Below are 11,689 nucleotides of genomic sequence, written 5' to 3' on the forward strand. Positions count from 1 at the left end.
ACAAGTTCGTTGCAGAAATGCAGCAGGAAGGTAGCAAATGAATAAAAGACAAAGATAAACACGCTTACATGAAGCAAGATGACCGATAGGAAAGAAATCATGCTGTTGATTCTTTACCAGTAACTGATCACCGAGGGAGAGCCATGAGGAGGGTTTAGTGTTATAATCACCTTTGATTCAACTAGAGGAGTGATAGATTTGAGCGTAATTCGTATGGAGAACGTAACTAAGAAATATGAGAATACATTGATTTTTCGAGATATTTATTTTCGAGTTAGCAAGGGTGAACGAATTGGGTTAATCGGACGAAATGGTGCGGGCAAATCTACTGTTTTTAAACTGATGCTGGGAAAAGAGGAGCCAACAGCAGGGAAAGTTGAGTTAGATCCCAATGTGAAGATCAGTTATTTCTCTCAATTCTCGGAGCTTTCCGGCACCTTGTCTGTACAGCAAGAGTTAGAATTGTGTTTTGAGCAAGTAGCGCTTATCGAACAAGAGCTTAACCAAATCGGGGAACAGCTTGGGCAAGTGACGGATGATGATCAGATGAATACTCTTTTAGAGCGGCAAGCGGCGCTTTTTGAACAAATGGATCATTTGGATGGCTGGAATGTATCCGTTGAAATTAACACTGTTCTGACTAAATTAGGATTCAATGAAAGATCACGGCATCAACCTGTCGATGAGTTATCCGGAGGCTGGAGGAACCGTGCAGCACTGGCTAAAGTCTTAATTGAAATGCCCGACGTTGTATTGCTCGATGAGCCTACTAACTTTTTGGATATCGAAGGGATCGTATGGTTAGAGCAGTGGCTGCACCGTTTTAATGGGGCGATGATTCTGGTCTCCCATGACCGGCAATTTATTGACAGAGTAGTCACGCGGACGATAGAAATCGAGAATTATCATTTTCAGGAATATGAAGGCAATTACACTGACTATGTTCGTAAAAAGAAGATGCGCAAAAAAGTGCTTGACCGTCAGTTTGAGTGGGAAGAAGAGCTTCTGCTTATGGAGTCTGAGGCCATTGAAACCCGTGGGAACAAAAAATCCTCTAAGGATCGCCTATCACGTAAGCTGACAGATATGAAAAAGCGTGTGGAGCCTCATCCAGTGAACGTACTGATCACCGATATCTACAGTAATTTACGGTTTCCGGACAAGCTTGGTGAAGTGAAGGGAATCGGACAAAGCTATGACGGTCGGACGATATTCCAGAACATAAGCTTCGATATTCAAAAGGAAGATCGGATAGCTATTGTGGGACCTAACGGCAGCGGGAAGTCGACACTCATAAAAGTATTGACTGGGCAAGAAGAGCCTAAAACGGGTGGTGTGACTTGGGAACGTGGGGTCAGCTACGCGTACTTCAATCAGATGTGGGACGAACTCGATGTTAAAGATACTGTCAGCCATGCCGTAAATGTGTATGGGCTGGGACTCGATGCTCCGCGTAAAAAAGTGAATAAATTCTTATCGATGCTGCAATTCTCGGAAATGGATCTAAGCAAAACGATCGGCAGTCTGTCAGGTGGACAGCAGGCCAGAGTAGCATTAGCGAAATGTCTTCTCTCTGGCGCGGCTGTCATTATTTTGGATGAGCCAACGAATCATTTGGATTTGACGAGTATTCAGGTGATGGAGCAGGCGCTTATTCATTTCCCGGGAGCCGTAGTTACCGTCAGTCATGATCGCTTCTTCATCGATAAAATAGCTACCAAAATGCTTACCTTCGACCCTGAAGTAGGGATTACTGAGCAGAATGTCTAGGATTATACTGGTAGTCGGATGATCACGGTCGTCCCTTCACCTACTTGACTGGTGATTTCAATTCCATAGGGTTCACCAAAATGAAATTGAATACGATCATGAACATTTTTTATACCAATATGATCTTCATCTAGGGTGTCTGATGGTTGAGAGAGACGAAGACGTAACTGTTTAAGTTTCTCTTCATCGATGCCAATCCCATTATCTTTAACGATAATTAGCATGTCTTCCCCCGAAATCATCGAGGAGACTTCAAGAAGACCCGGTTCACTTCGACACTCCAGTCCATGCACAATAGCATTCTCTACGATGGGCTGAAGGGAAAAGTGCATGACTTTAACCATTTCGGTATTAGGTTCTAGCTGTTCAACATATTGAATTTTATCCCCGAAACGTAATTGTTGGATTTTTACATACAGCCGGACGTGCTCAAGCTCTTCTCGCAGGGTTACGGTTATCTTGCCGGTCTGGATATGAATCCGAAACAATCTACCTACAATCCCCACCATTTCGCCAATCTCTCTTTGTCCATTGATGATGGCTTTCATTTGAATAGATTCAAGTACATTCGCTAGGAAATGTGGATTGATTTGGCTTTTAAGGGCACCGTACTGAGCTACTTTTTGCTGTGCTTTGGCCATTGAAGATCGCTCGATATAATTTTGCAGGTCTTTCACCATTTTACGGATTCCATTGTATAGAACACCAAACTCATCTTGACGATTACTATACAAATCCACATCAAAGTTCCCCATCCCCACCAGCTTGACCTTTCGGCTTAAAAGAATAATGGGCTTAGTGACACGCTCCGATAAGATATACATGAATAAGATCGCAGTGACAAGCGATAAGAGCGCTAATGTTAAAATGATTTTTCCGAGAAAAGTGGCCTGCTTCGTCATCTCTTTCTCATCAATATACTGAATGACCTTCCAGTTGGAATAGGGAGACGTAACAAAGTTAATGTACGAGTCTTTATCATCAAAAGTACCATAAAAGCTCCCCGTATCATTGTTCATGAAAGTATTAAGCGCCTGAGGTTCTATAGGGATAGGTTGTAAAGGTGAGGTTTCCATGATGTCAGAGCTATATACACTACCACCCTTATCGTCTAAGATAATGAATTTTCGTTTGCTATTCTCCGAGAGCTTTAAGATTTCACGTATTGAATCCAAGCGGATATCGATTAACATGACACCTATGGGCTGCTTGCTTCCTTTTTTATTAATGACCCGGGCGATAGAAATGACGGATTGTTTGGAATTGGTACGATAGAAGGGGACATGACTGCCAAATAGAATCACTCCGCCTTTTTTCTGCTGGGTCTGTAAATACCAATCCTCCTGGGTATAATCCTTCACATCATAATCCGCACGATTGAAATTGGCAGAGTAGAACACACGAGACCCCGAAAAAATCTGTACACTATCAACATTTTTTATCGTCATCTCGATCCCGCTGATGAAATGTTCAATCGTGTTTCCGTACTGAATATTCTGGTCATTACCGACATCGTCTTTATGGATCGTCCAGTGCTCAAGTGCGGTTTGGAGCTGGCTATCTACCTGTGCATTCAGTGTACCTTTATCAATACTTTGAAGATATTGGTCAATATTGAACGAGAGGTTATTAAGGATCAGATTAGAGCTGCTCTGGTATTCATTTTTGACAGCTTGATTTGAAAATATATAAATGATTGCGGATATGATCAGGAGTGGAATGGTAATAGTCAGAATCATCAACACAAAAATTTGACGATTGACATGTCGCATCCGGTAGCGTCGCTTTGGTTGCTCAATCTGCATCATTTTAGGTCACCAGCCTGATTGTTTTCTATAGTCTGATGGGGTCATGTTCGTGATGCTTCGGAAGGTTTTAACGAAATGCTTATAGCTTTTGTAACCACACATCGTACAGACATCGGTCACTAGAATCTCCGGTTTTTTTAAGCATTCCTGCGCATATTCCATCCGAATCTCGGTTACAAATCGCATGTAGTTCTTATCGAGTTTCCGCTTGAACAGGCGACTTAAATAAGACGGATTATAGAAGAATCGATCTGCTACCATCTGCAGAGTCACTTCTTGATCAATATTTTCTTTAATGAAGGATTTAATATGCTCGAATATGATCACATCCTGTTGGTGGTTGTGCGTCAATCCTTCGGTATAAACAATCCCCAAATGAATCATCCATCTGCCAAGCCAGTCAAAAAGCGTCTCAAGTGAATCAAAATCATCCACAAAGGTGAGGTTCAAGAGCTTTTCGCTGTACACGCCTTCGATATGGATGTGGTTTTTATTGGCGAAGCGGATTATAACACTTATGATTTCCTGAAGAAATGCGAGCCAGTAATCAGGAGAAGCGACATCGGTTTTACTCAAAATATCTTGAGCCAGGCGGTGCATCAGCTGGAGCGTCTCTATTTCGTTAGAACTTTCGATACAGGAGATCATCCGTTTCTTATCATTCTCATCTAGTTGAATTAGGGATGGTTTCAGAGAATTTGAGTTTTCTATCCATTGTGGCACATAGAATAACCTGCAATCTCTCTTGTAGAAGCGTTGATATAACATTCGATCGGACTCGTGCAGCAATGCATTTATTTGTGCCGGACTCTCCGTCGTCTTACCTATAACTAAATAGAGGCCAAGATGATGTTCTAGCGTAAGCGTCTTCAGATATTGGTCGATTCGTGTCTGCACTTGAGCCTGAAGAGGGAAGTTGTCAGTAGAAGACGGAGATCCTAATACAATAAGTCCATAGAGCTTAGTTTTAGATGAATATGTAAAAATAGAGTGCGGTGTAGAGGCATGAAGATACTCATCCACAGCATTATGAATGAACTTCTCCGCATATTCTCTCATCCACAGGGTGGATGGAGTGCGCGTTTCTCTCATAGGGATCCCTGTCAAAACAAAGGGGAGATAAAGATAGTAGTTACTGTTGAAATTACATAGTTCATGGATAACAGCATCATCTATTACTGAATGTTCTTCCTCTAATAACAGCTTTACAAGTTGTGCCCCTTCCAGATTAGAACGTTTTAATCTATCCTGTCGCTTTAGTTGGAGCTTGCTCATACACTCTTGTATCACTAAGAGGCTTTCCTCGTATTCCAAAGGTTTGAGCAAAAAAGCATGTACATTCCCTAGTTTAATAGCCTTCTGCGCGTATTCGAAATCGTTGAATCCTGTCAAAATGATAAATAATGTATCAGGAAGCAGATTGCGAATCTGCTCAATCATTTGAAGACCATTCATTTCGGGCATCCGGATATCGGTGATCACCAAATCGGGCTTCTCGCGCAGTGCGGTGGCCATACCTTCTTTTCCATTTTCTGCTTCAATAATGCTGTGAACCCCGAGCTCCTCCCAAGCAAAGTAATGTTTTAAGCCCGTTCGTATTAATGGTTCATCCTCTACAATCATTAGTTTGTACATGAAATCCCTCCAGAAGACTAGAATTATAGTGGATCACTCGTAAGAGAATACCATTAGATGTAAGATTAAAAGGGTTACATTAAGGCGAAAAAGTGAAAAAATATAAATTCAATTGTTAATAGGTGGAATATGTAATGTATTATAACATTGAAGAGGGGTGGATTGAAGGGATATGTCAGAAATGAACCCTAAAAGTAAAAGGAGTGGGATTCTCCTAGATTTACAATTGATTTATGATTAGCGCAAGGAATGAGAGCGGTACTTATTCCACAAAAAATAATTGGGGGTAGCACATGAAAGCAATGAAAAAAGGGCTTATGAGTATTGTTGGTGTCGCACTTTTAGGTACACAGTTAGTTGCATGTGGAAATACGAACACAGCGAATTCAGCAGTTACACCAAGTAACGCTGACAAGACAGAGCCCGCAGCAACTGAGGCTGCTGCTAAGCCAGTAGAAATTACATGGTGGAATTTTCCAAGCTTTCAAGCTTTAGATGGTGAAGTTGGCAAATATGAGAAGGAAATCATTGCAGCTTTTAATGAGAAGAACCCTGAAATTAAAGTCAATCTTGAGATGATCACCTTTGAAGGCGGCCCTGAAAAACTGAATGTCGCAATTGCTTCGAATACCGCACCGGATGTGATCTATGATGCACCTGGACGGATTATCGATTGGGGTAAAAAGGATTTGCTTGCTCCGCTTAACGACATGGTGACTGATGAAGTGAAGAATGATATCTCCGAAGCTTTCTGGAAGCAGTCAAGTGTAAGCGACAACATCTTTATGTACCCGATCAATACAGCACCATTTATGATGGCTGTTAATAAGACTATTTTTGAAAAGATTGGCGCTCTAGATTTACTTCCTTTAGATAAGGAAGATAGAACTTGGACGTTTGAAGAATATAAAAAGGCATTGGAAGCTGTGAAAGAAAAGGCTCCGGATGTTATTCCTACAGGATTCTTCGCGAAGAGCCAAGCTGGAGACCAAGGTACTCGCGCTTATCTTGCTAACTTGGGTGTATCCCGATTCTTAAATGAAGATAACTCAGCAGTCGCAATCAATACAGATAATGCTGCTAAAGCGTTAGACTGGATTGTCCAAGCTACGAAAGATAAACTCAGTGTCTCTGGTGCAGCTTCACTTGCGGCTGCTGACGTGAACGATTTGTTTCTACAAGGGAAATTGGCCTTTACACTTAACTATTCCGCTGTACTAAAAGCACAGAACGTATCCAAAAAAATGGTTCAGTTCGAAGATATTCTCCTTCCATTCCCAACACTAGATGGATCGGAACCAAAGCTTGAACCTTATCTGGGTGGTATGGCTGTATTTAACAATGGGGATGAAGCTAAGATTGCAGCTTCCAAAAAGCTGATTGATTTCATTGCTAATGATCCTGTATGGGGTAAGAAAAACTTGATTCAAACAGGCGGACTCTCGGTTCGTAATTCGATTACTGGTCTTTATGACGATCCAGAGTATAAATACGCTGAATATGCTCGTAAATTTACGACAGATGCACCAACGATTGCTGATGGATATGCAGATATTCGTACGTTCTGGTTCCCTGAATTACAACGTGCTTTAACGGGAGGCGCAACCGGCAAGGAAGCTTTGGATAGTTTTGCTACAAAGGCTAACGAAGCTATTACTAAAGCAAAAGCAGCTATGAAATAAATAGTGAATGGTGTTTAAAAGAATAGAGTGCGGGAAGCACTCTATTCTTTTTAAAAAAATGAAAATTTTCAAGACACGCACCTATAAATATCATTATTTTTCATCAGAGAAATGGGGAGAAGGTTGTGGGGACAACGGTACGCAAAATTAAAGGTTATGTGATACGTGACTGGATGATGAGTTATCTTTTCTTATTACCAGCGTTTGGATTCTTTCTTCTGTTTGTAGCCTACCCGATGATAAAAGGGGTCTATATTAGTTTCTTTGATTACTCTTTGAGAGATTTTAGCTTTATTGGTCTCGATAATTATATTTCATTATTTAAAGATGATAATTTCATAAAGTCCATGGGAAATACTTTATTACTCGTAGTGATCACTGTACCGATCGTGATTATCTTTTCACTGTTTGTTTCCATGAACATTTATAAGAAAAAAGAGTTTGCTAGATCGTTTTTCCGCGGAGTGTTCTACTTGCCAGCCGTATCATCGGTTGTAAGTATCACAGTGGTGTGGGGCTGGATTTACCATCCCAACTACGGGATTCTGAATTATTTAACAGGTTTGTTTGGAATGGAGCCTGTTTCGTGGCTTGGGGATACAAGAACCGCATTACTTGCAATTATCGTGGTTTTAATAACGACCTCTGTAGGGCAACCGATCATTTTGTATGTGGCCTCCATTGGTAACATTCCTACCTTTTACATTGAAGCAGCAGAGATTGACCGAGCAACCCCGTGGCAAATTTTCCGAAAAATATTATGGCCGATGCTGATGCCAACGAACTTATATATTATCGTGATTACTACGATTAATACTTTTCAATGTTTTGCGCTGATTCAACTTCTTACCTCAGGTGGACCTGTATATAGCACTTCAACCGTTATGTATGGTGTATATGAACAAGCCTTTATGTTAGGTCATTTCGGTTATGCCTCAGCAATGGGTGTCATACTTGCGATTGTGATTGGGATCATTTCTATCATTCAATTCAAATACTTTGGCAGCGATGTTGAGTATTAAGGAGGGGACATCATGAATTCAACGAATCCATTAGAACTGAAATCACCTATTATCCAGTCTAAGAAAGTAAGTGCATGGAAAAAAGAATTAACGATTCCAAAAATTATAGCTACAATCCTATTGATTTTGGCTACATTATTTTTTATCTTCCCTTTTTATTGGGTAGTTTCGGGGGCCTTTAAACTTCAAACCGTGGCAACGACCATCCCACCGGAGTGGTTTCCGTTAAAGCCTACGTTACAGAACTGGACAGAATTATTTAAGAATCCAGTTGAACGCTGGATGTTTAATAGCTTTATTATTGCTTTTGCAGAAATGGCTGCGATCTGTATTGTCTCCTCTTGCGCCGGATATGTTCTCGCAAAGAAATCATTTCCCGGACGAGGAATTATCTTCACGATGTTTGTTGCCGCCATGGCATTGCCTAAGCAAGTTATTCTCGTTCCGCTGTTTACGATGTTAGCAGACTTTGGTTGGGTCAATACGTATAAAGGGCTTATTTTACCGGCGATTGGCTGGCCATTTGGCGTGTTTCTGATGAAGCAGTTCGCTCAGACAATTCCGGGAGAACTGATTGAAGCGGCAAAAATTGACGGTAGCTCAGAAATTCGATTGTTTGGAACGATCATTTTACCGTTATTGAAACCAGCGGTTGGTGCATTGGCTATATTCACCTTCATCACTTCATGGAACGATTATTTCAGTCAGCTTATCATGACGCGATCCACTTCGATGATGACATTACCACTTGGGGTAGCGACACTTCGAGGCGAATTTACAACAAACTATGGATTGCTTATGGCGGGTGCTGCATTAGCCTCAATTCCTATGATTGCGATTTTCCTAATGTTTCAAAAGGCATTTACACAAGGGATTACGATGGGTGCTGTTAAGGGTTAAATATTCTTATAACAACGTAAATTAATGAGCTGTGACTTAAACGACGGAGGCTGTTATTTATGAAATCAACTGATCTTGAAGCTTTTAAAGGCATTATTATCGCTTTGTACTCCAGTTATGATGCCGAGGGGAACATAGATAAAGAAGCGGCGCGGAATTTAGCTCGGCATTATGCTTCTACTGGTGTGAAAGGACTTTATGTTGGCGGAAGCTCGGGCGAAGGCATGCTGCAATCGGTAGAAGAGCGTAAACAAATGCTCGAAGCAGTTATAGCGGAAGTAGGAGATGAGCTTACGATCATTGCTCATGTAGGTGCTCCATCTACAAGAGATAGTGTTGAGCTAGCTGAACATGCTGAATTAGTAGGCGCACATGCGGTATCGGCTGTTCCGGCAATTTATTACCGGTTGTCTCCGGACAGTGTTGAAAGCCATTGGCAGGCGATCATCGATAGTACTTCACTTCCATTTATTATCTACCACATCCCGCAAACGACAGGCTTTCATTTATCGAAAAGCTTGTTAATGAAGATGGCTACGCAGGATAAAGTGATTGGCGTGAAGATTTCAGCAGAAAGTACATTTGAGCTTCAGCAGTTTAAGGCAGCAGGTGGAAATGATTTTCTTGTATTGAATGGACCGGATGAGCAGTACTTAGCTGGTCGCAGCATTGGAGCAGATGGTGGGATTGGTGGAACCTACGGGGTTATGCCCGAGCTATTTTTAAAAGTTGAACAATGTTATGTGCAAGGGGATATGGCTGAGGCGCAGAAATGGCAGTTCATCATCAATGATCTCATTGTAGAATTATTATCCTTTCCATCTTTATATGGAGCATGTAAAGCGATTCTCAGTTTGCGGGGATTTGAAACGGGCCAACCAAGAAAGCCTCTTCTACCCATAAAGGCTTCGGATCAGGAGCGAATGGAAGCTTTGAACAATAGAATATTAGATTATATTCTTGAAGCGAAGGGATAGGGTTAATGATGACTCGAATGAGCGATATCTTTCCGATGAAAGGTCTGATCGTATCATGCCAGGCACTTGAGCATGAGCCGCTTCATGGTGGGGATACAATGGCAAAAATGGCAAGAGCAGCGGTTCAATCAGGAGCTATTGGTATCCGGACGAATGGGGTTCCAGATATTGTAGCGATTAAAGAAGAGGTAAATGTACCGGTTATTGGACTTATAAAACGGGATATTCCCGGATCTGCCATATTTATTACGCCAACCCTGGATGAAGTGAAAGCGATTGTCTCCGCAAAAGCGGATATTGTTGCATTAGATGTTACGAATCGGGAGGGTCGCTTAGCGTCGGTTAAGCCTTTAATCGCATATGCCCATCAAATGGGTGTGCTTGTAATGGCGGATATATCGACTTTGGAGGAAGGATTGGCAGCGGAAGAATTGGGTGTAGATTTCATTGGTACAACACTTTCAGGCTATACACCATACAGTACTCAACAAGAAGGACCAGATCTTGTCCTGCTTCAGCAATTATGCGAGTTCGTGAATATTCCCGTAGTTGCGGAGGGACGTATATGGACTCCGGAAGATGCGGTGAGAGCTAAGAATGCTGGAGCATCTTATGTCGTGGTAGGAAGTGCGATTACAAGGCCACAATTAATCACATCACGTTATGTCAAAGCCGTGAGCGATTGTTGAGATAGAAGGAGGCGAGTCCGTGTTAGAAGGATATGATCCTCTAATGGAATATGCTGTCGGAGTGGATATCGGTGGAACGAAAATTAATGCTGGACTCGTTACACCACATGGGGACGTAGTACATACTGTAAGTCTGAGTACAAAGGCTGGGTTCACGAAGACCGTGGACCGAGCTTTTCAGGCTATTCAAAGGTTAATAGATGAAGCTACAGCCATGCATGCAGGCGTTCAGATTAAAGGGATTGGTGTAGGAACGGCAGGACAAATCGATTGGGAGGCAGGGAGTATTCGCTCGGCCTCAGAGCTTATTCCTGGATATGCTGGGACAGCCTTGAAAGCGTTGCTTCAGACTCAATTCCAGCTTCCAGTAATCGTAGATAACGACGTGAATGTACTAGCATTAACAGAGAAATATCTAGGTTCTTGTATAGGTGTAGAAGATTTTATCTGTCTTGCACTTGGCACGGGTGTAGGTGGAGCCATTGTTGTAGAGGGTCGTCTTGTCCATGGTTCTTGGGGTGGGGCTGGAGAGTTAGGGCATATGTCTGTAGATTTCAAAGGGCCTCCATGCGTTTGTGGCGGGAAAGGCTGCTTGGAACATTATGCTTCAGGCACAAGTATTGCTCGTCGCATGCGTGAAAAACTAACTTTAAACAACGAGCCACTTAATAACTTAGAATCACGAGACGTGATCGCGAAATGGAGGGAAGGAGACCGTCTAGCTACAGAAATAATGGAAGAAACAATCGCTGCACTTGGAGCTGCTATCGCTTCTTTTATTCATATCTTTAACCCAAAGGTTATTGTTATTGGTGGTGGAGTGGCTGAAGCAGGTGAGCTATTATTCGAAGGAATAAGAAGAGAAGTGGCTACGAGAACGATGCCATCGATGCTGGAAGGGATCCGCATTGAAGCAGCCTATCGTGGCAATTCCTGTGGAATGATTGGTGCGGCATTACAGATCTGGGAGTACGGAGTCCCATCCCTTTCATCTAGTAATGGAGGCTTTATCTAAATCTCTTGATTAAATAGAATAATTTACCGATAATGTTAAAGGGGATGAGAGTAAAGGTCAAATCTTTCTGGGGTCCCTAATCCGTTTATAAGGAGTGATGATGTTTGATTACCAACAACACCACAATGAAGTCCGAGAGAGGTCAGTATTCGTAAGGGAAGAACACCTCTCAATGACTACGGGAGGCACTA

9 protein-coding genes are annotated in these 11,689 nt (G+C 42.0%); 7 read left to right on the plus strand and 2 right to left on the minus strand.

All coding sequences use genetic code 11. The annotated features are described in order from the left end of the window. Positions 1 to 198 precede the first annotated feature (198 nt). The gene (locus QNH28_RS12590) at positions 199 to 1,770 is read left to right on the plus strand and encodes an ABC-F family ATP-binding cassette domain-containing protein (RefSeq protein WP_349655049.1); all 1,572 of its coding nucleotides are present in this window, start codon (positions 199 to 201) and stop codon (positions 1,768 to 1,770) included. 2 nt (positions 1,771 to 1,772) lie between these two features. Here QNH28_RS12590 and QNH28_RS12595 read toward each other — a convergent pair whose 3' ends face one another. Both QNH28_RS12595 and QNH28_RS12600 read right to left on the minus strand, forming a co-directional pair. Beyond that, the gene (locus tag QNH28_RS12595) at positions 1,773 to 3,578 is read right to left on the minus strand and encodes a cache domain-containing sensor histidine kinase (RefSeq protein WP_283911650.1); all 1,806 of its coding nucleotides are present in this window, start codon (positions 3,576 to 3,578) and stop codon (positions 1,773 to 1,775) included. A 6-nt stretch (positions 3,579 to 3,584) separates the two neighbouring features. Continuing rightward, on the minus strand, positions 3,585 to 5,213 hold the full coding sequence (locus QNH28_RS12600) for a response regulator (protein WP_283911651.1): 1,629 nt from the start codon (positions 5,211 to 5,213) through the stop codon (positions 3,585 to 3,587). A gap of 293 nt (positions 5,214 to 5,506) precedes the next feature. On the opposite strand from QNH28_RS12600, the gene QNH28_RS12605 reads away from it, so the two are divergent. From QNH28_RS12605 to QNH28_RS12630, 6 genes are all read left to right on the plus strand, one after another. Then, positions 5,507 to 6,895, plus strand: coding sequence for an ABC transporter substrate-binding protein (locus QNH28_RS12605; protein ID WP_283911652.1), 1,389 nt, complete (start codon positions 5,507 to 5,509; stop codon positions 6,893 to 6,895). A 125-nt stretch (positions 6,896 to 7,020) separates the two neighbouring features. Then, the gene (locus QNH28_RS12610; protein ID WP_481858366.1) at positions 7,021 to 7,917 is read left to right on the plus strand and encodes a carbohydrate ABC transporter permease; all 897 of its coding nucleotides are present in this window, start codon (positions 7,021 to 7,023) and stop codon (positions 7,915 to 7,917) included. Between the two features lie 12 nt (positions 7,918 to 7,929). Continuing rightward, complete coding sequence (locus QNH28_RS12615) at positions 7,930 to 8,817, plus strand: carbohydrate ABC transporter permease (RefSeq protein ID WP_081951104.1); 888 nt, start codon at positions 7,930 to 7,932, stop codon at positions 8,815 to 8,817. A 59-nt stretch (positions 8,818 to 8,876) separates the two neighbouring features. Then, positions 8,877 to 9,794 carry a dihydrodipicolinate synthase family protein gene (locus tag QNH28_RS12620; protein ID WP_283911653.1) on the plus strand — a complete coding sequence of 306 codons (918 nt, stop codon included), beginning with the start codon at positions 8,877 to 8,879 and terminating at the stop codon, positions 9,792 to 9,794. Positions 9,795 to 9,811: 17 nt separating this feature from the next. Beyond that, entirely contained in the window at positions 9,812 to 10,483 is a 672-nt protein-coding gene (locus QNH28_RS12625) for an N-acetylmannosamine-6-phosphate 2-epimerase (RefSeq protein ID WP_283911654.1), read from the plus strand. Between the two features lie 19 nt (positions 10,484 to 10,502). Continuing rightward, complete coding sequence (locus QNH28_RS12630) at positions 10,503 to 11,498, plus strand: ROK family protein (RefSeq protein ID WP_283911655.1); 996 nt, start codon at positions 10,503 to 10,505, stop codon at positions 11,496 to 11,498. Positions 11,499 to 11,689 lie beyond the last annotated feature (191 nt).

Source organism: Paenibacillus sp. G2S3, from assembly GCF_030123105.1.
Lineage (GTDB): Bacteria > Bacillota > Bacilli > Paenibacillales > Paenibacillaceae > Paenibacillus_AQ.

Excerpts from the sequence above, each read along its gene's own strand:
- QNH28_RS12615 (WP_081951104.1), top strand. The coding sequence starts at position 7,930 with ATGAATTCAACGAATCCATTAGAACTGAAATCACCTATTATCCAGTCT.
- QNH28_RS12600 (WP_283911651.1), bottom strand. The coding sequence starts at position 5,213 with ATGTACAAACTAATGATTGTAGAGGATGAACCATTAATACGAACGGGC.
- QNH28_RS12625 (WP_283911654.1), top strand. The coding sequence starts at position 9,812 with ATGAGCGATATCTTTCCGATGAAAGGTCTGATCGTATCATGCCAGGCA.
- QNH28_RS12605 (WP_283911652.1), top strand. The coding sequence starts at position 5,507 with ATGAAAGCAATGAAAAAAGGGCTTATGAGTATTGTTGGTGTCGCACTT.
- QNH28_RS12595 (WP_283911650.1), bottom strand. The coding sequence starts at position 3,578 with ATGATGCAGATTGAGCAACCAAAGCGACGCTACCGGATGCGACATGTC.
- QNH28_RS12620 (WP_283911653.1), top strand. The coding sequence starts at position 8,877 with ATGAAATCAACTGATCTTGAAGCTTTTAAAGGCATTATTATCGCTTTG.